Below are 19,881 nucleotides of genomic sequence, written 5' to 3'. Positions count from 1 at the left end.
GGGATCCTCTACGCCCTGGGGGCCGTGGTCTACGCGCTGAAGCGGCCCGACCCGTGGCCTGCGGTCTTCGGCTACCACGAGATCTTCCACGCGCTGGTCATCGCCGCGAGCATCGCGCACTTCGCGGCGATCGCCTCGGTGATCCTCTAGCCGGGACCGGGACTCGGAACGGTTGGATCCCCCCACCCCTAACCCCGCCCCCTGGTGGGGCGGGGAAGTTTTTTTTGCTAGCGGCGGCCCCGGGTCTGCCCCTGCTTGGGGGAGCCGGCCTTGGCGGGCTTGCCCGGCTTGGCGGGGCCTGCGGGCTTCTTGGGGCCCTTCGCCGGGGCGGCCTTGGTGACGGCGGCCTTGCCCGGAGCGGCCTTCGCCACGGGCCTGCCGGGGGCGGGCTTGGTGCCGTGCGCCGCGCGCGACGGGCGGCTGGGCGCCTCGGTCGTCAGGGCGCGGTTGCGCGGCAGGGGATCCACCTTCAGCCCGCGCCAGGCCTCGATGGGCACCAGCTTCTGGATCGCCTGGAGGGCGTTGCGCTCCTGGGTGCCGACCAGCGTCAGGGCGACGCCGCGCCGCCCCGCGCGGCCCGTGCGGCCCGTGCGGTGGACGTAGGTCTCGGTGTGGGTGGGCACCGTGTAGTTGACCACGTGGGTCACGCCCTCCACGTCGATGCCGCGCGCCGCGAGGTCGGTGGCGATGAGCAGGGGCAGATCGCCGCTGCGGAAGGCGTCGAGGATGCGGCTGCGCTTGGCCTGCGAGAGCTCACCGCTCAAGTACTCGTTGTCGAGACCCAGAAGCGAGAGCTGCGCGGAGAGCCACTCGGTCTCGATGCGGGTGCGGCAGAAGACCATCGTCATGAAGGGACGCTCGGCCTTGAGCCACGAGACCAGGGCCGCCAGGCGGAACTCGTCCTTGGTCTCCAGCATGAAGTGGTCGATCTCGGGCGGGGTCTCGGGGGCATGCGCCACCTTGATCCGGTGCGGGTTGTTGAGGGCCGCGTCCGCCAGGCGCTGGACCGCCGAGGGCATGGTCGCCGAGAAGAGCATGGTGTGCCGCGCCTGGGGCATCCGCTCGACCAGGGCCAGCAGCTCCTGCTCGAAGCCCTTGGCGAGGATCTCGTCGGCCTCGTCGAGCACGACGGTCCGGACGTGCTTGAGGTTGAGGGCGCCGCGCTTCAGGAGGTCCACCATGCGCCCGGGGGTGCCGACGACCACGTGGGCGCCGCGCTTGAGCTGGTCCACCTGCTTGTCGAGGCTCTCGCCGCCCGAGAGGGCCACGACCCGGCGCTCGAGGCCGCCGAGGATGCTCATCAGCTCGGTGCGGATCTGCTTGGCGAGCTCGCGGGTCGGCGCCATGACGAGCACGCTCGGCGCCTTCTCGTCCACCGGCTCGCGGTCCAGGAGCGGCAAGCCGAAGGCCAGGGTCTTGCCCGAGCCGGTCTGGGCCTGGACGATGAGGTCGCGCCCCTTGCCGACCTCGGGGATCACGAGCGCCTGGATCGGGGTCGGGTGCTTGAAGCCCCGGCGACGCAGACCGGCGAGCAATTCCTCGCGCAGCTTGAAGGATTCAAAGGTGGTTTCGACGGTCATCACGGCCTCTACTTGAGCTCGGCGCTCGGGGGACCTTCCCATTCTACGCGGGATCGCCCGTGCTTGCGAGCGTATCCGGCGCCGTGTAACATGGATGGTCTTTAGAGCGTCTAACAAAACTGTTCCGCCTAGCCGCCCACGGCGGCCACGGTCGTAACATGCCTGGTTTTGTTAGATGCTCTTTTGCTTGAAGAGGCGACGATGGCTGAACTGCACCCCTTCCGCGGCATCCGCTACCACATGGGCAACGTGCCGAACCTGTCAGGCGTGCTCTGCCCGCCGCGCCACGCGCTGAGCGAGCAGGAGCGTTTCCGCTACTACCTGCGCCATCCGCACAACGCGGTGCGCCTGGACTACGGCCAGGACGACCCGGACGACGACGCGGTGATCAACCGCCACAGCCGTGCCGCCGAGACCATGACCCGGTGGCTTTCGGAGGGCATCCTGCGCCGGGACGAGATCCCGGGCTTCTACATCTACGAGCAGGAGTTCATCGCGCCGGACGGCGACGACACCGAGAACCGCCTCGGCCTCTTGGCCCTGGTGAGGCTCGAGGACATCGAGACCGGCAACGTCCGCGTGATGGATGCTCCCCGGCCCGACCTCACGCTGGATCGGCTCGCGCTGCTCAAGGCCACCCACGTGGAGATGGCCCCCATCGTGGCCCTCTACGAGGATCCCGATCAGCTCGCCGCCGAGATCCTGCTCGAGGAGAAGGCCATGCCCCCCTTCCTCTCGCTCACCGACGAGGAGGGCGAGCAGCACCGCCTCTGGCGCCTGATCGACCCCGGCCTCATCGAGCGGGTGCAGGAGGCGCTTGCGACCAGCCCCCTCTACCTCGCCGACGACCTCTACCGCTACGAGGCGGCCCTCGCCTACCGCGACCACCTCAACGCCAACGGCGCGGACGCCGCGAACGGCCTCCACAACTACGCCATGATGCTCCTGGTGGACACCGAGGATCCCGGGCTGCGCCTCTCTGCCGTCCACCGCCTGGTCAAGGCGCCACAGGTGCCGGCCGACTTCCTGGAGCGGCTTTCGCCCCACTACGACATCCAGCCGCACGCCCTCTCGGACGATCGCCCCGACCCCGAGCAGCTCAGCGCGCTCCACGACGGCGCCTCGAGGCTCGGCATGCTGCGCACCAGCGAGCGGACGTACTACGCCCTCTCCCCCAAGGAGGACGGCCTCGAGGCCGAGCAGCTTCACGACCGGGTGCTCTCGGGGGTCCTGGGCCTGAGTCCGGCGGACGGCGCCGTCTCGTACGCCCGGGAGGTGCGCGAGGTGCTGGTGGGGATGGGCTCGGGCGAGTTCGACCTGGCCTTCCTGCTGCCCCCCCCCCGGCTCGAAGCCGCCCCCCGGGCCACCGCCCCCGCCCGCACCGCGGAGATCCTTCCCAAGGCGCCCACCGGGCTCGTCTTTCATCACCTCGAAGGGACCATCTAGCACGCCATGACCGCCACTTCCGAACGCACGACCACCCGCTACCGCGTCCAGTTCAAGCGCAACCGCGACGAGCGCGTGCGCGCCGGCCACCCCTGGGTCTTCTCCGGCGAGGTCCTCGAGAAGCCCCCCGCCGAGGCCCACGGCCAGATCGTGGAGGTCTACGACTCGCGCGGCAAGTTCATGGGCCAGGGGTACTGCAACGTCAACTCCAACATCCTGGTGCGCCTCCTGAACCGCCGGCTCGACGAGGTGATCGACCGCGAATGGTGGAAGAAGCGCCTGCAAGAGGCGATCGCCCTGCGCGCCGAGTACGTCTCGGGCACCGACGCCTGCCGCCTGGTCAACGGCGAGGCGGACGGCCTGCCGGCCCTCATCGTGGACAAGTACGGCGACTACCTCTCGATCCAGGTGCTCTCGCACGGCATCGAGGTCCGGCTTGCCGAGATCGTCGAGCTCCTGGCCGAGCTGGTGAAGCCCAAGGGGATCTACGAGCGCAGCGACGTGCCCGTCCGGCGTCTCGAGGGCCTGGAGCAGCGCACCGGCGTGCTCTGGGGCGAGGAGCCGCCCAGCGACCTCTCGATCCAGGAGGGCCCCTACCGGCTCAACATCGACATCCCCACCGGCCAGAAGACCGGCTTCTTCCTCGACCAGCGCCCCAATCGCCTCAGGCTCGGCGAGCTGAGCAAGGGCAAGCGCGTCCTGAACTGCTTCAGCTACTCGGGCGGCTTCTCGATGGCGGCGGCGGTCGGCGGCGCCAGCGAGGTGGTGAGCGTGGACATCTCGGCCGAGGCGATCGCGCTGGGCGAGGCAAACGCCAAGCTCAACGGCGTAGAGGACCGCTGCAAGTGGGTGGTCGCCAACGCCTTCGACTACCTGCGCGAGCTCGAGAAGTCGGGCGAGAAGTTCGACGTGGTGATCCTCGATCCTCCCGCCTTCACCAAGACCAAGGACTCGATCCCCGGTGCGGTGCGCGGCTACAAGGAGATCAACCTGCGCGGCATGCGCCTGCTCAAGCCGGGCGGCCTCTTGGTCAGCGCCTCCTGCTCGCACCACATCAACCCGAGCCACTTCGTCGAGATCATCCAGGAAGCCGCGGTGGACTCGTACAAGCGCCTGCGCATGCTCGCCCTGCAAGGGGCCGGCATGGACCACCCCATCCTGCCCGCGGCCTCAGAGACCAACTACCTGAAGTGCTTCTACGGCACCGTCCACTAGGAGTTCGAATGCACGGCCTGCGCCTCCTCTCCGGCCTCGTCGCCCTGACGCTCACCGTGTCCGGCTGTGCTGCGACCCTCGCCAGAGGCGACCAGGACGTCCCCACCCCCGTCGTCGACCGGACCTACGACGCCCTGGTCGATGCCCTGCCCGGGCCCGGCCAGACCCCGCTCAAGGGGCGGGTGATCGTGGTGGACCCCGGCCACGGCGGCAAGGAGTCGGGCACCGTCGGCCCCGCCGGCCTGACGGAGAAGGAGGTCAACCTGGGGGTGGGCAAGGCCCTCGCCTCCTTGCTTCGCGAGGCGGGCGCCAGGGTCATCCTGACCCGCGAGGGCGACACCGGCGTGGCCCCCGCCGGCTCGGGCCTCGCCGACGACCTCAAGGCGCGCATCGCGATCGCGAACGCCGCCCAGGCCGACCTCTTCCTCTCGGTCCACCACAACGCCACGCTCGACCCCAAGCACGAGCGCCTGATGACCGAGACCTACTACAAGATGGACGACCCCGGCCCCTCGGCCGACGCGGCCGCCAGCATCCACCGCCACCTCCTGCGCAACCTGGGCCTGCCCCAGGAGAAGCTGGTGCCCGGCAACTACGCCGTGCTGCGCAACGCCGAGGTCCCCGCCATCCTCGGGGAGGCCTCCTACCTGTCCCACCCTTCGACCGAGGCCAAGCTGCGATCGCCCGAGAAGCAGCTGCTCGAGGCCCAGGCCTACTTCGCCGGGATCCTCGACTACTTCGCCAAGGGGACCCCGCGCGTCGTCGCCTTCAACCAGCAAGCGAGCCCGGACGCTTCGCGCACGACCCTAACCGCCCGCCTCGACGGCGGAGGCGGCGCCATCGACCCGGCCTCGGTCAGCCTTTTCCTGGACGGCACCAGGCTAGGCGCCCTCTACGACCTTGAGACCCGCACCGTGCGCCACACCCTCAAGGAGCCGCTTGCCAACGGCCCTCACACGGCGACCCTCACGGCGCGGAACGTGGGAGGCAACGCCGCCCCGCTGCGCACGCTCACCTTCACGGTCGATCGTCCCGCCGCCGAGATCCGCCTGCAGAGCCCCCTTTCCTCCCTCCCCGACGACGGCATGCTGCCGCTGCGCGCCCGGGTGCTCGACGCCATGGGCCTGCCGGTGGCCGACGGCACGGCCGTGACCTGGCAGCTCGATGGGGGCGGCCTCACCTGGCAGCAGACGCGCACCACGCGCGGTATGGCGACCAACCACGTCCGCGCCCCCAAGCCCAAGCTGGTCGTGACGGCCAAGGCGGGCACGGCTTCAGGCCGCTACCCGCTGCCCGCCGCCCGCTCGTTCGTCCTGATGGGGCGCGTGCTCGGCTCCGAGTCGCAGCCGCTCGAGCGCGCCGCCGTCGTCGCGGTGGGCGCGACGGATCGCCTCGTCACCGCGAGCGACGAGAGCGGCTACTGGCTTTTCGAGACGCTTCCTGCCGGCCTCAAGGAGGTGCGCGTCTCGCTGCCGGGCTATCGCCCGCAGACCCACTCGCTCTCGGCCCCCCGCGAGCTCGAGGTGCGCCTGGCGGCGATCGCCCCGGCCGCGCTGCGCGACCAGCTCATCGTCCTCAACCCGGAAGGGGGCAGCGAGGAGCGCGATCCGCTCAGGCGCCGGCTTTCCGGATACAACTGGCTGGTGGCCGATCACCTCAGAGGCTACCTGGAAACGGCAGGCGCCCGGGTGCAGCTCACCCGAGGGCTCGACGAAGGCCCTGGCGACATCCAGCGGATCCGCGCGGCCAACGCCCAGGGAGCCGGGCTGTTCCTCACCATCGGCCACCATGCGAGCGACAGCGTCCGCACCTCCCACTATCCGACCAGCGCCAAGGGCAAGCAGGTCGCAATCGCCGTGCGCGAGGCCCTGCTCGCCTACGACGGCGCCCTGAAGGACGGCACGACGGCCCCCGACTCGACCTACGTCCTGATCCAGACCAGCTGCCCCTCGGTGACCGTCACCCACGGCATCCAGGGCCTCTCGGCCGACGATCCGGCGGCCTCGGCGCGCAAGGAGGCCTACGGCATCCTGCTCGGTCTTTTGCCCAAGCCGCCCCAGGCGGCGAGCCTCGCCGTGCGGGTGCAAGCCGGCGGCTTGCCCCTGGGCAACGCCCTTGTCACGCTCGACGGCCTGTGGAACGGCCAGACGGACGCCGAGGGGCGCTGGCGCTTCGCCCATCTCGAGCCGGGCAAGCATGAGGTGGCCCTCGTCCTCGCCGACGGCGCGGTGCTGCGCCAGAGCGTGACCCTCGCCGAGGGCGAGGTCCGCGACCTGACGCTCAGCCCACCCTCCCCGCAGTAAATCACCGAGCAGGCTTTACAGCAAGCAACCAAGCTGGCATGTTGTTAAGGCCGATCGACCGCATTGTTTCCCCCGGATGACACGACGCTTGCGCCGACGTCAACATACGGCAAGAACCTTCGCTCGAGCGGTATTCGCCGGCTCCCGGCCGGGTATTTTGAATGGACCTTGCCTGCCCGATCATAGGAGTTCCTCGAATTGCGTCCTGCCCTCTCCATGGCCCTCGGCCTGATCATCGCCACCACCTCGCTGCCGACCATGGCCCGCGCGGCCGCCTCCGAGAACCCGAACCCCACCTACCAGTACATCAAGTCGGTGGCGGGCGAGGACAAGGCCAAGCGCTTCGCCTGGCACGTCGAGCAGGCGGCCAAGAAGTGGAAGCTGGACCCCTTGCTGGTCGCGCGGGTCATCCGGCTGGAGAGCGAGTACAACCCGCGCGAGGTCAGCCACGTGGGGGCGCACGGGCTCATGCAGGTCATGCCCTTCCACTTCAGCCGCAGGGGCATCCCTCGCTCCAAGTGGTTCGACACGGCCACCAACCTGGATCTCGGCTGCCGGATCCTCGCCTGGTACCTCGATCGCATGGTGGCCCAGTACCCGGGCCTCGACCCCAGCGCCATCAATCACCGCGCCCTGGTGGCCTACAACATGGGCCCCCGGGCCGTGGTCTCGCGCGGTATCTATCGCTCGCGCTACTCCGAGATCATCATGAAGCGCTACCTGCTGCCTGGCGCCTCCGAGAGCGCGATGGTCGCAGGATCCGCGCCCCAAGCCCCGCGCCCCGCCGAGGCCCTGCCCGCCATGAGCGAGGTCAACCAGGCCGCTATGCAGGCGGATCTCGGGCCCATGGACGCGACCTCCTCGCTGCCCGTTTCTCCCGGCCTCTCGCGCTAGCCCCCGATAACCCTCTCTCGGCGCTGGAATGGCGCGAGCGCGAAGCGTACCATTCGCGGCATGACGCAGCGAATCGAAGCAGAGGCCGACATCCGGCGCATCCTGATCCTCAACAGCGCGGTACCTCTCGGGGTGCTGACGCTGATCGGGCTCTTGCTCGCCTGGGAGCTGGGGCAGGTCTTCGACCAGGGCGCGTGGCTCACCCGCAGCATCGAGGTCCGTCGCCAGTCGAACCTGGTCGCCGCCCTGCTGGCGCAGATCGAATCGGCGCATCGCGGGTTTCTCATCACCGGCGACATGCGCTTCGCCAAGCCGCTCATCAACGGCGTGCCGCGCGTCGAGCGCGAGCTCGGCAACCTGTCCAGGCTGCTTTCCGACTCCCCGACCCAGGTGGCCCAGGCCGAGGGGATCCGGCGCCTCGAGGCCCAGTGGTACGCGAACGCCCAGCACGAGCGCGACCTGAAACGCGCCGGGGACCCTCAGTGGCTCGAGAGCATCCGCCAGGGGCGGGGCGAGCGGCTCATGGCGAGCATGCGCGGCCTGCTCGGACAGATCAACGCGGAAGAGAGCAGAGCGGGCGCCGAGCGGCAAGGCGCCCTGGAGTACCAGGGGCGCATCACGGCCACCCTGGCCGCGGCGGGCTTCCTGCTCACCCTCTCCTTCTTCGCCCTCTTCAGCGTGCGCCAGTACCGGATCCTCGAGGATCGCTACCAGGACATGAAGCGCCGGCTGCTCGTGGCCAACTGCGCCCTCGAGAAGCGGGTCGCCGACCTCGCCGTCACCACCTCCCAGCTGGAGAGCGCCAACCGCCTCAAGGGCGAGTTCCTGGCCACCATGAGCCACGAGCTGCGCACCCCGCTCAACTCGGTCATCGGCTACACCGAGCTGGTGCTCACCGACGACGAGCAGCCCCTCGCAGCGCTCAACCGGAGCAACCTCCAGACGGTCGTCAAGAACGCCAAGCACCTCCTGGCGCTGATCAACGACATCCTCGACCTCTCCAAGGTCGAGTCGGGCAAGCTGGCGATCCACCCGGAGCCCTTCCTGCCGTCCGACACGGTGCAGGCGATCATAGGCATCGCCGCGCCGCTCGCGCGGGCCAAGGGGCTGAGCCTCACCGGCGAGGGGGGAGCGGAGGTGGGCTTCGTGGTTTCCGACGAGGCCAAGATCCGCCAGATCCTCCTCAACCTCGTCTCCAACGCGATCAAGTTCACCCCCCAAGGAGGCGTCAAGGTGAGCCTCGCCGCCCGGGGAACGGACGACTGGACGGTCGCGGTCAGCGACACGGGGGTCGGCATCGCGCCCGAGCACCAGGAGCTGGTCTTCGAGACGTTCAGGCAGGTGGATTCCACCACGACGCGCGCGGCGGGCGGAACCGGGCTGGGGCTCGCCATCTCGCGCAAGCTCGCCCACCTGCTGGGCGGCGAGCTGACGCTCGAGAGCACGCCGGGCCTGGGAAGCACCTTCACCCTGCGCCTGCCGCGCCACTGCCCCGGCGAAACCCCGCCGAGCCCCCCTGTCCCCGGCCTTCCGATTACCATGCTGAGCGCCGATGACGGCAAGCCCACCGTGCTCGCCATCGACGACAACCCCGAGGCGCTCTTCCTGGTCGCCGAGAACCTCAAGGGCAGCGGGTACCACGTGGTGTCGGCCACCAGCGCGGAGGCGGGGCTGCGCCTGGCCCAGGAGCTGCGCCCCTTCGCCATCATCCTGGACGTCCTGATGCCGATCCAGGACGGCTGGACGGTGCTGAGCCGCCTCAAGGCGGACCCTGCGACCGCCGAGATCCCCGTCGTCATCCTGAGCTTCATCGAGAACCGGGCCGTGGGCTACGCCCTGGGGGCCTCCGCCTATCTCACCAAGCCGCTCGATCGCACCTTGCTCAAAGAGACGCTCGATCGCCTCGGCGGCGCGCCTTCGATCGAAGGCGACGCGCTGGTGGTGGACGACGACCCCGAGGCCCGCCAGCTCTACCGCCAGTTGCTCGAGCGCGAGGGCCGCCCGCTGCGCGAGGCCGCGGACGGCCTCGAGGCCCTCAGGCAGATCGCGGCCCGGCCCCCCGCGCTCATCATCCTCGACCTCATGATGCCCGAGATGGACGGGTTCGAGGTCCTCGCGCGGATCCGCGCGGACCCGCGCACCCGCGGCATCCCGGTCGTCATCGTCACCGCCAAGCAGCTGAGCGAAGCCGATAGCCAGCGCCTGAGCGGCGCGCGCCGGATCATCCAGAAGGGCAAGCGCGCGGAGGCCACGGGCGAGGACCTGAAGCCCTTGCTGGATGCGATCCGGCAGTATCCCACCGTGGGCGCCACCCATCGAAAGAGGTCGCCAAATGACAGCTAAGCACGTGCTGGTGGTGGACGACGAGGCGGACAACCGGGGTCTGCTCAGGCAGCTGCTGCGCCGCGCGGGCCACCGCGTCTCGGAAGCCCGCGACGGCCAGGAGGCGCTCGCCATGATCGAGAGGGATCCTCCCGACCTGATGCTCCTGGACCTCATGATGCCCGCGATGGACGGCTTCGAGGTGCTCAAGCGCCTCGCCACGCGGCACGGGGGCTTCCTCCCCGTCGTCGTCGTGACGGCCAACACCGAGCGAGAGGCGCGCCTCAGGGCCCTCCAGCTCGGCGCCCAGGAGTTCTTGACCAAGCCCATCGACCGGGGCGAGGTCACGGTGCGCGTGCGCACCCTCCTGGAGCTGAAGGCCGCCCGCGACGCCCTCGAAGCGCGCGCCCAGGTGCTGGAGGACGAGGTCGCGCAGCGAACCCACGAGCTGCGCGACGCGCACGCCCAGTTGCAGGCCCGCGCCCACAAGCTCGAGCTCGCCTACGAGGCCCTGCAGCGCGCCGATCGCTACAAGGACGACTTCCTCTCGGTGATAAGCCACGAGCTGCGCACCCCGCTCAACTTCATCTCGGGCTTCGGGAGCCTGCTCGTCGAGGGAGCGGCAGGCAAGCTCAATGACGAGCAAACGCTCTACCTCACCAAGATGCTCGAGGGGGCAAACCGCCTCGAGGGCCTGGTGAGCAACCTGCTCGACGTCGCCTCGATCCAGGCGGGCAGGCTCAAGTTCACCCCTCACCCCCACGACTACCGGGCGCTCGTCGGCCAGGCCATCGAGCGCATGCGGCCCGAGGCGGACGCCAAGGGGATCGCGCTCGCGAGCGACGTGCGGTTGAGTCAGCCCGTGGTGCTGGACGGCCAGCGCATGCACCAGGTCCTCAGCCAGCTCATCTCCAACGGGATAAAGTTCACCCCACCGGGCGGACGCGTCACCGTCAAGGCGCGCTTCGACGAGGACCTCCTGGTCACGGAGGTGGTGGACACGGGCAGCGGCATCGCGGCCGAGGCCATCCCCCACGTCTTCACCCCCTTCAAGCAGCTCGACATGAGCACGACCCGCGAGGCCGGCGGCATCGGGCTGGGGCTGACCATCTGCAAGGCGGTGGTGGAGGCGCACGGCGGGCAGATCGGCGTGCTGAGCGCGGAGGGGAAGGGCTCGACCTTCTGGTTCTCCCTGCCGCTCACCGGGCCCCGAGGCGTCTTGATGGCCCCCGGCGCGGCGGGCGCGGAGGTCCTGGGCTGATCAGCGCCTGCGAAGGCGGCGCTCGACCAGAAACGAGCTCAGGGCGAGCAGCGCCAGGCCCCCCATCGAGGCCCAGAAGAGCGGATCGCGCGGGTTGAGGATGCGATCGCCGAGCAGGACGTGCAGGAAGTTGCCGGGCATCGTGCCGATGAGCGAGCCCAGCAGGTAGGTCCGCAGGGGCACCCCGGCAATGCCCGCCCCGTAGCTCACGACGTAGGAGGGGACGAAGGGGAAGGCCCGGATCACCGCGACCGTGGGCACCCCGTGGTGCGCGAGGCGCGCCTCCACCGCCCGCATCCGGACGTCCCCCGCGAAGCGATGAATCACCGAGCGCGCCGGGCCCCGCCCCACGGCGTGGCAGGCGGCCGACGCGCAGAGGGTGCCGACGGTGACGACCCCAAGGCCCAGGGGCAGGCCGAACAGGGTGCCCGACAGGGCGATCAGGAGGCCCCCCGGGAAGAGCGGGAGGAGCTGCTGGAGGGTCATGGCCCCCACCATGGCGAGCGGCGCGAACGCTCCGAGCGCGTGGCTCCAGCCCCGGATCTCGGGCAAGGTCGGCAGGGCCGCGGCCCAGCTCGCCTCCACCTACTTCGCCCGGCGGTCGAAAAGCTCCGGATCGGCGGCAAGCGCGGTTCGCCCGAGCACGGCGGCGGCCTCGGCGGCGATCGCGGCCTTGACCTCGTCCATGGCGACCGGCTTGCCGAGCAGGTCCTCCATGGAGGTCATGACCCCAGCCTCCATCCCGCATGGGCGGATCGCCCGGAAGCCGCTCAGGTCCGTGGAGACGTTGAGGCCCAGACCGTGGTAGGAGACCCAGCGGCGCACCGCGACCCCGATCGAGGAGATCTTGCGATCGCCCACCCAGACCCCGGTCTTGCCCGGGTTACGGCCTGCCTCGATCCCCCAGCGCGAAAGGGCCCGGATCTGGATCTCCTCGATGTTGCGAAGGAGGCGGTGCAGGTCCCGCTCGGGGCCGTCCAGCTTGAGGATGAAGTAGCCCACCAGCTGCCCCGGGGCGTGATAGGTGGCCTCGCCCCCGCGCTCGATCTCGAAGGTCGGCACGCCCTTCCCCGCCTCGCAGACGTGCTCGGCGGGGTCGGCCTTGCGGCCCAGGGTGATGACCGGCTCGTGCTCGAGCAGAAGCAGGTGGTCCTCGATGAGGTCGTCCGCCCGCAGGTTCACCAGCTCCTTCTGGATCTCCCAGGCCTCGGGGTAGGGGAGGCGCCCGAGGTCAGCGACCCGCAGCGGCCGGCTCACGGGTGTCCTTGTTCATGACGTGGATCGCCTCGCCGATGGCGGCCTTGGCGGCCTCCATGATCCCCTCGGCGAGCGTCGGGTGGGCGTGAACCGTGAGGCTCAGGTCGTCGATGAAGGCCCCCATCTCGAGGGCGAGCCCCGCCTCGGCCACCAGGTTCGATGCCTCGGGCCCGACGATGTGGACGCCCAGCACCTCCTGGGTCTTGCGGTCGGCCACGACCTTGACGAAGCCCTCGGTCTCGCCGGTGGTCATGGCCCGGCCCAGGGCCGCGAAGGGGAACTTGCCGACGACGGCGTCGAAGCCCTGTGCCTTGGCCTCGGCCTCGGAGAGCCCCACCGAGCCGATCTCGGGATCGGTGAAGACCACCGCGGGGATCGCCTTGACGTCCATGGCGGCCGGGTGGCCGGCGATGACCTCGGCGGCCACCTCGGCCTCCTTGGAGGCCTTGTGGGCGAGCATGGGCTGACCTGCCAGGTCCCCGATGGCGTAGATCCCGGGCACGTTGGTGCGCATCTGCTTGTCGGTGCTCACGAAGCCCCTGGCATCGATGCGCACCCCCACGCGCTCGAGGCCGAGCCCTTCGGAGTTGGGTCTGCGGCCCACCGTCACGAGGATCCGATCGGCCTCGACCTCGAGGGGCTTGCCGTTCTGCTCGAGCTGGACCCTGGCGCCCATGGGGCCATCCACGTAGCCCTTGGCCGCGGTATCGAGCAGGACCTCGACGCCCAGCTTCTTGAGCTGGCGGCCGAGCAGCTGCGCGATCTCGGGGTCGAAACCGGGCAGGACCTGGCCCAGGCGCTCGACGACCGTGACCTGCGCGCCGAGCTTGGCGTACATCATGCCCATCTCGAGCCCGATGTAGCCGCCGCCGATGACCACCAGGCGCTTGGGGATCTCGGAGAGGGAGAGGGCCTCGGTCGACGAGATGACGCGCCTGCCGTCGAAGGCGAAGCCCGGGATCTCGATGGGGCGGCTGCCCGTGGCGACGATGACGCTCTGGGCCACGACCAGCACCGGGCCGTCGTTGGTCATGACCTCGACCTGGTTGGCGGTCTTGAAGGTGGCGGTGCCGTAGAGCACCTCGCCGCCGTTGCCCTTGACCAGCTGGCCCACGCCGCCGGTCAGCTTCTTCACGATGCCGTCCTTCCAGCCGATCATCTTCGGGAAGTCCACCGAGAAGCCGCCCACGGTGATCCCCATCTGGTCGACCTTCTTGAGCTTCTCGACCGTCTTGGCCGCGGTGATGAGGGCCTTTGAGGGGATGCAGCCCACGTTGAGGCAGACGCCGCCGAGCTGAGCCTTCTCGACCAGCAGAACCTTCTTGCCGAGCTGCGCCAGGCGGATGGCTGCCACGTAACCGCCGGGACCGGCGCCGATCACCAGGGCTTCGACCTTCTTGTTCTGCATGGACGCGTTGTCTCCTAAGGACGTGAATGGTTGAATGCGGCCTCGCCAGCCGGCGGGCAATCACAATTTTACGCACAAATCAAAGCCCCGGCCAGGGCCGAGGCTTCAAGGAGTCCGTCATTCCGGGCTCAGATCAGGTGCCTGGTGAAGAAGCCGACCGCCTTGGCCTTGATCCCCTCCCAGGTCGAGAGGGGGGGTACGGGCTCGGAGTGCCTGGCGAGGTCCTGCTCGAAGGCCGCCTTGACGTCGGCTCCGACCCCGCCGCCGTACATGAGGAAGCCCAGCTCGTGGTTGAAGTCGTAGGCCCCCTTGATGGCGTTGACCGAGCCGCCGATCACCCGCCTGGTCTCGTCTTGCTTGCCGGCTTGCTCGGTGAAGATCCAGACCTTGGAGTGAAGCTTGGTCACGCCTTCCGGGCGGACGTAGCGCCGGACGTCGATCCCGGCCTCCTGGAGGCGAGGGATGGCCCCGAGGTCGGGGATGCCGCCCGCGATCGCCTTGATGGCAGGATCGGCGAAACCTCCCGAGGTGAAGGGCACCGACTGGTCGAGCAGCACCCGGACCGCGGCGCCGCGGGCCTTGGCCTCGAGGAGGGCATCGACCACCGCCGGATCCGCAAGGTCCATCATCCAGACGTCCACCGCGTCGCCCTTGCCCATGAGCTTCAGCTCCCCGAGCACCTGGGTGCGGGCGCTGTTCTCGCCGGCGCTGTTCTGCGAGACGCCGACCCAGACGTCCCCCTTGACGGAGGCGTCGCGCGCCACGCTCAGCTTCGTGCCGCCCGCACGCTTCCAGCCCTCGTCGAAGGTGTCCTGGAAATCAGCGACGGCGGGGCCCTCGATGCGGCTCATCATGTCCCGGTTGTTCTCTTTGTCGAAGTTGGCGCCGCCCGCCCAGACGATGCGATCGTCGATGACCGAGAGCTTGGTGTGGTCCACCGAGTAGGGCACCCCCTCGATCTTGGGGAGGAAGCGCGCGTCGATGCCGGCGCTCTTGAGCTGCTTGTAGAGGCGATTCTTGTCCAGGGCCGAGGCGCCCTCGTCCATCAGCACCTGCACCTTCACGCCCGCCTGGTGCTGCGTGATCAGGGCGTCCACGACGGCTTGGCCATCGGCGCCGTTGAGCAGGAAGGTCTCGAACTGGATCTTGCGCTTGGCGCCCTTGATGTCCGTCAACAGGCCCTGAAGGGAGTCCGCGTCGGTGAAGGCGTTGCGAACCGCATTGCCACCCTGCACCGGCCGAAGCGTCGTCGATCGGGGTTTCGAGGGGGCAAGCAGGCTGTTCATTCCCGGTCCTCCGCAAGCGTTCGAGCAGTGCCATCGACTCTATCGCCGGGCGTGCGAAAAACTGGGTAAAAATCAGATGAAAGTTCGGGGGATTCCATGCCCCAAAGCATCGGCCCCCGCTCACCGCGGGGGCCGATGCTTTGAAACCCTGCCGATTGCTAGCTCATGGCCAGCATGAGCTTGGTCGGTTTCTCCAGCAGCTTGATGACCAGGCCATCCAGGCCCACCCCTGCCATCTTTGCCATTAAGTAAATCATTAAATAAAATTGCGAATTTCTCGAGCTTACAAACAATTCCGCATTGCATTGCGGAAAACACCAAGGACATAAACCCCGATCGAATAGGGACTTTGGTCCCTAGGGGCGAGTTCAACCTGTATGACAATATTTTCCATGATACGTTATGGTTTCCAGCGAGGAGGCTCGATTTATGCGATCCATTAAATCCAAACTCATCGGATCCGCACTCTTATTCACCGTCCTCATGCTCATCGTGAGTCTCGTCTCCCTCAACGGCCTTTCCAAAACCCAGCGAGAGACGGAGTCCCTGTATTCGGTCAACGTCAAGGGGCTCACCTCGCTGGCTTCGATCCGCTACAAGCTGATGGCCGTGCGCTACGCCGCTGCGCTGGTCGTTAGCCAGTCGGGAGAGGCGGCCCAGCGGACCGTCGACAAGGGCCATGACGACGAGGCCAAGCTGCTCGAACAGATCACCGAGTACCGCGCCCTGGCAGAGAAGGCGGGACCAGGCCAGCTGGCAGGAAAGCTCGAGGAGGCCATCAAGGCCTATTTACCGGCCAAGGAGATCACCTACCAACTGGCGTTGCAGGGCAAACCCGAAGCAGCCCGCCAGAACATGGTCCAGAACGCCAAGGCCAAGTTCGAGACCACGGTCGCCCTGCTAGACGAGGGCTTCAAGACCGGTCTCGCCAACTCCGAGTCTTCCTTTCATACGGTCAACGGCGTGGTCGGCTCGTCCAGCCAGATCAGCCTGATCCTTATGGTAGTGGCGACCCTGATCGGCGTCGGGATCGCCCTCATTCTGGCCAACCAGATTTCCTCCGGGCTTCGGGCCGTAGGGGAGGCGGCCGAGGGGATCGCGCGCGGCGAGCTGAACCAGCGACTGGACATTCGGAGCAAGGACGAGCTGGGCTCAATGGCAGCCAGTTTCCAGACCATGGTCTCCTATCTAGGTGAGATGGCGTCGGCTGCCGACGAGGTCGCTCGAGGCAACCTGGCGGTGACGGTGACGCCGCGTAGCGGCCAGGACGCCTTGGGCACCTCGCTCTCCCGGATGGTGACAAACCTGCGCGACATCGTCAGTCGGGTGCGCCAGGTCGCCGACACCGTCGGCGACGGCTCGGCACAGATCGCCTCGTCGAGCACCGAGCTCTCGAAGACCGTCTCGGTCCAGGCCTCGAGCGCCGAGGAGACCTCGGCCGCCATGGAGCAGATGGCCGCCAACATCAAGTCGGTGGACGACAGCACCCAGCTCCTCAACAACAGGGTCACCCGGATCAAGGGCCAGAGCGAGGAGCTTGCCGCCGCCGTCACCCAGACCTCAAGCTCGATAGCCGAGCTCGCCGCGAGCATCCAGCAGGTCGCGGGCAACGTCGAGAACGCAAACCAGGCCTCCGGCTCGGCCGCCGAGGCCGCCAACGCCGGCGACCAGGCGGTCGCCAAGACCGTGGCCGGCATGAAGGCCATCTCCGAGACCATGACAGGCATCCAGGGCACCATCCAGATGCTCGACCAGCGCTCGGGCGAGATCGGGGCGATCATCGAGGTGATCGACGACATCGCCGAGCAGACCAACCTCCTGGCGCTCAACGCCGCCATCGAGGCGGCCCGCGCCGGCGAGGCCGGCCGCGGCTTCGCGGTGGTCGCCGACGAGGTGCGCAAGCTCGCCGAGCGATCCGCCAAGGCCACCCGCGAGATCGGCGACCTCATCAAGGGCATTCAGAAGGAGACCGCCGAGGCCGTCGGCGTCACGCGCGACGGCGCAACCAAGGTCGAAGAGGGCGTCAAGCTCGCCTCGCAGACCGGCGAGGCCCTTTCCATGATCAAGGCGGCCTCCCAGCAGGTGGCGACCCTCCTCGGCGAGATCAGTGCCGCCTCTGGCGAGCAGGCGCGCGCAAGCTCCCAGATCGTGACGGCCGCCGAGCAGATGGCCTCTATCAACCAGCAGGTCACCGGCGCGGTCAGCGAGATCGACCAGCTCGCCAGGACCGTGACCTACGCGACCTCCGAGCAACGCCAGGGCTCCGACCAGGTGGTCATCGCCGTGGAGAGCCTGAGCCGCAGCGCTCAGGAGGCCGCCACGGCCACCGAGCAGGTCGCCAGCACCGCCGACGAACTCAGCCATCAGGCTCAGCAGCTCCAGGAGGCGATCGCCTTCTTCAAGAACGAGAGCGAAAAGACTCCGCTCCCGTTCAGGATCGAAAAGCCGTTGATGCTGGCAGGGAGGGTGTAGCCGAGACCGAAAAGCGTCAAGCATGCGAGAAGCCCGGAGGACATCCTCCGGGCTTCTCGCATGCTTGACGGGGTGGATCTGACCCTTAGCTCATCGCGAGCATCAGCTTGGTCGGGTTCTCGAGCAGCTTGATGACCAGGTTGGTGAAGTCCGCGCCCACCGCACCGTCCACCACGCGGTGGTCGAAGCTCAGGGCCAGGTTCATCATCTTGGCGGCGACGATCGCTCCGTCGCGCACCACCGGGCGATCCTGGATCTTCATGATGGCGAGGATCCCCACCTCGGGGTGATTGATGATGGGCGTGGCGAACAGGCCGCCCACGTTGCCGATGCTCGACAGCGTGAAGGTGCCGCCCTTGAGGTCGTCCGGGTTGTTGCGGCCGATGCGGGCGCGCTCGGCGACCTCGGCGATCTCCTTGGCCAGCTCGAGGATGCTCTTCTTGTCCACGTCCTTGATGACGGGGACGATGAGCCCGTTCTCGCCGGCCACGGCGATGCCCAGGTTGTAGTAGTGCTTGATGACCAGCTCGTTGGTCGCATCGTCGAGGCTGGCGTTGAGGGTCGGGAACTGCTTGAGGGCCGCGACCACCGCCTTCATGATGAAGGGCAGGTAGGTCAGCTTGATCCCCTCGGCCTCGGCCAGGGGCTTGGACTCGGCGCGCAGCGCGATGAGCTTGGTCGCGTCCATCTCGTCCATGTAGGTGAAGTGGGGCGCCGTGAACTTGGACTGGACCATCTTCTCGGCGATCTTCTTGCGCACGCCCTTCATGGGGATGCGCTCCTCGGGACCGAACGAGGCCAGGGGCGCGGCGGCGGGGACGGCCGCCACGGCCGCCACCGGGGCCGGCGCGGCGACCGGGGCCACCGCGGGGGTGACCGGCGCGCTCAGGCGCTGGTGGAAGGCCGACACGTCGCCCTTCACCACCCGGCCGTTGATGCCCGAGCCGGGCACCCGGCCGATCTCGACGCCCAGCTCGCGGGCGAGCTTGCGGGTCGCCGGGGTGGCGAGCACGCGGCGGCCGGCCTCGAACTGGGGCAGCTCGGCGGGGACCTCGGTGACGACCTCGGCGATGGGGGCGCCGGTGGGCAGGGTGTCGAAGAGCTGGGTCGCGCTGCACGAAGCGCCCGCAACGGCCGGCGCGGGGGCCTCGGGCGCGCGGTCGTGGCCGTGCATGACGGGCGCGGTCTGGCCGGGGGCCATCTCGATGGTGACGACCACGTCGCCCACGTTGATGATCTCGCCCTCCTTGCCGAAGGTCGCGAGGATCTTGCCCTTGCGGGGCGAGGGGATCTCGACGGTCGCCTTGTCGGTCATGACCTCGAACATGGGCTGGTCGGCGCCCACCTCGTCACCGGGCTTGACCAGCCAGGTGACGAGCTCGCCCTCGACGACCCCTTCGCCGATGTCGGGCAGACGGAAATCGAAAACGTTGCCGGTAACGGTGCTCATTCTCTGTTCCGCCTCCTAGAAGTTGAGGGTCTTGCGCATCCCCTGGAGGACGCGATCGGCACTGGGAAGGTACTCCAGGTCCAGGGTGTAGGGGAAGGGGGTGTCCCAGCCGGTGACGCGGACGACGGGGGCCTCGAGGCTGAGAAGCGCATGCTCATTGATCAGCGCGATCAGCTCGGCGGCGAAGCCGGTCGACTTGGGGGCCTCCTGCACGATGACCACGCGGCCGGTCTTCTCGACCGAGGCGATGATGGTGTCGAGGTCAAGGGGCACGAGCGATCGCAGGTCGATCAGCTCGACGTCGATGCCCTCGGCCTCGGCCTTGGTCACGGCCTCGAGGGCCGTGTGGACCATGGAGCCGTAGGCGATGACGGTGACGTCCTTGCCTTCCTTGAGGACCTTGGCCTTGCCGAGCTCGACCGTGTAGTCCCCCTCGGGGACCTCGCCCTTGGCCGCGCGGTACATGCGCTTGGGCTCCATGAAGATCACGGGATCGTCCTGCCGCATGGCGGCCAGGAGCAGGCCCTTGGCATCATAGGGGTTGGAGGGAACGACCACCTTGAGGCCGGGGGTGTGGGTGAAATAGGCCTCGTTGGACTGCGAGTGGTAGTGCCCGCCGCGGATCCCACCGCCGTAGGGGGTGCGGATGACGACCGGGCAGGTGTACTGCCCCCCCGAGCGGTAACGGAACTTGGCCATCTCGTTGATGATCTGGTCGATGGCGGGGAAGATGTAGTCCATGAACTGGATTTCGGGGACCGGGCGCATGCCGTAGAGGGCCATGCCGATGGCGGTGCCGATGATGCCGGCCTCGGAGAGGGGCGTGTCGACGACCCGGTCCTCGCCGAACTCCTGTTGCAGGCCGACGGTGGCGCGGAAGACGCCGCCAAACTTGCCCACGTCCTCGCCCATGACGACCACCCGGTCATCCTGGCGCATCTGGATCTTCAAGGCGTCGTTGACGGCTTGGATGATGTTCATCGTGGG

14 protein-coding genes are annotated in these 19,881 nt (G+C 68.6%); 7 read left to right on the top strand and 7 right to left on the bottom strand.

Translation table 11 applies throughout. The annotated features are described in order from the left end of the window. Nucleotides 1–227: 227 nt before the first annotated feature. Entirely contained in the window at nt 228–1,622 is a 1,395-nt protein-coding gene (locus V6D00_16630; protein ID HEY9900808.1) for a DEAD/DEAH box helicase, read from the bottom strand. Nucleotides 1,623–1,781: 159 nt separating this feature from the next. Here V6D00_16630 and V6D00_16625 point away from each other — a divergent pair, with 159 nt between their 5' ends. The 6 genes from V6D00_16625 to V6D00_16600 all read left to right on the top strand — a co-directional run bounded on the left by V6D00_16625 (nt 1,782) and on the right by V6D00_16600 (nt 11,021). Beyond that, entirely contained in the window at nt 1,782–3,026 is a 1,245-nt protein-coding gene (locus V6D00_16625; protein HEY9900807.1) for a DUF1015 domain-containing protein, read from the top strand. Between the two features lie 6 nt (nt 3,027–3,032). Further along, nucleotides 3,033–4,241 carry a class I SAM-dependent rRNA methyltransferase gene (locus V6D00_16620; protein HEY9900806.1) on the top strand — a complete coding sequence of 403 codons (1,209 nt, stop codon included), beginning with the start codon at nt 3,033–3,035 and terminating at the stop codon, nt 4,239–4,241. A gap of 8 nt (nt 4,242–4,249) precedes the next feature. Further along, nucleotides 4,250–6,544 carry an N-acetylmuramoyl-L-alanine amidase gene (locus tag V6D00_16615; protein ID HEY9900805.1) on the top strand — a complete coding sequence of 765 codons (2,295 nt, stop codon included), beginning with the start codon at nt 4,250–4,252 and terminating at the stop codon, nt 6,542–6,544. 198 nt (nt 6,545–6,742) lie between these two features. Further along, nucleotides 6,743–7,438 (top strand): transglycosylase SLT domain-containing protein, encoded by a 696-nt coding sequence (locus V6D00_16610; protein ID HEY9900804.1) that lies wholly within the window; start codon nt 6,743–6,745, stop codon nt 7,436–7,438. 60 nt (nt 7,439–7,498) lie between these two features. Then, on the top strand, nt 7,499–9,781 hold the full coding sequence (locus tag V6D00_16605; GenBank protein HEY9900803.1) for a response regulator: 2,283 nt from the start codon (nt 7,499–7,501) through the stop codon (nt 9,779–9,781). After that, nucleotides 9,771–11,021: a hybrid sensor histidine kinase/response regulator gene (locus tag V6D00_16600; protein ID HEY9900802.1), complete on the top strand. Its 1,251-nt coding sequence runs from the start codon at nt 9,771–9,773 to the stop codon at nt 11,019–11,021. Before V6D00_16605 ends, V6D00_16600 begins: the two co-directional genes overlap by 11 nt. Here V6D00_16600 and V6D00_16595 read toward each other — a convergent pair whose 3' ends face one another. The 4 genes from V6D00_16595 to V6D00_16580 form a co-directional block, all read right to left on the bottom strand. Further along, complete coding sequence (locus V6D00_16595; GenBank protein HEY9900801.1) at nt 11,022–11,606, bottom strand: VTT domain-containing protein; 585 nt, start codon at nt 11,604–11,606, stop codon at nt 11,022–11,024. Beyond that, on the bottom strand, nt 11,607–12,278 hold the full coding sequence (gene lipB, locus V6D00_16590; protein HEY9900800.1) for a lipoyl(octanoyl) transferase LipB: 672 nt from the start codon (nt 12,276–12,278) through the stop codon (nt 11,607–11,609). It lies immediately after the preceding gene. Beyond that, a complete protein-coding gene (gene lpdA, locus V6D00_16585; protein ID HEY9900799.1) occupies nt 12,253–13,686 on the bottom strand; it encodes a dihydrolipoyl dehydrogenase in 1,434 nt (477 codons plus the stop codon). The genes lipB and lpdA overlap by 26 nt, the downstream gene beginning before the upstream one ends. Nucleotides 13,687–13,814: 128 nt before the next feature. Continuing rightward, a complete protein-coding gene (locus V6D00_16580; protein ID HEY9900798.1) occupies nt 13,815–14,972 on the bottom strand; it encodes a phosphatidylserine/phosphatidylglycerophosphate/cardiolipin synthase family protein in 1,158 nt (385 codons plus the stop codon). 402 nt (nt 14,973–15,374) lie between these two features. On the opposite strand from V6D00_16580, the gene V6D00_16575 reads away from it, so the two are divergent. After that, nucleotides 15,375–17,444, top strand: coding sequence for a methyl-accepting chemotaxis protein (locus tag V6D00_16575; GenBank protein HEY9900797.1), 2,070 nt, complete (start codon nt 15,375–15,377; stop codon nt 17,442–17,444). 85 nt (nt 17,445–17,529) lie between these two features. Here V6D00_16575 and V6D00_16570 read toward each other — a convergent pair whose 3' ends face one another. Both V6D00_16570 and V6D00_16565 read right to left on the bottom strand, forming a co-directional pair. Next, the gene (locus V6D00_16570; protein ID HEY9900796.1) at nt 17,530–18,894 is read right to left on the bottom strand and encodes a dihydrolipoamide acetyltransferase family protein; all 1,365 of its coding nucleotides are present in this window, start codon (nt 18,892–18,894) and stop codon (nt 17,530–17,532) included. Between the two features lie 15 nt (nt 18,895–18,909). Beyond that, nucleotides 18,910–19,875 (bottom strand): alpha-ketoacid dehydrogenase subunit beta, encoded by a 966-nt coding sequence (locus V6D00_16565; GenBank protein HEY9900795.1) that lies wholly within the window; start codon nt 19,873–19,875, stop codon nt 18,910–18,912. Nucleotides 19,876–19,881: the final 6 nt, after the last annotated feature.

It is taken from the genome of Pantanalinema sp. (assembly GCA_036704125.1).
Taxonomy (GTDB): domain Bacteria; phylum Cyanobacteriota; class Sericytochromatia; order S15B-MN24; family UBA4093; genus JAGIBK01.
The sequence above is the reverse complement of the archived record's forward strand: the minus strand, read 5'-3'. Positions and strand labels throughout refer to the sequence as shown.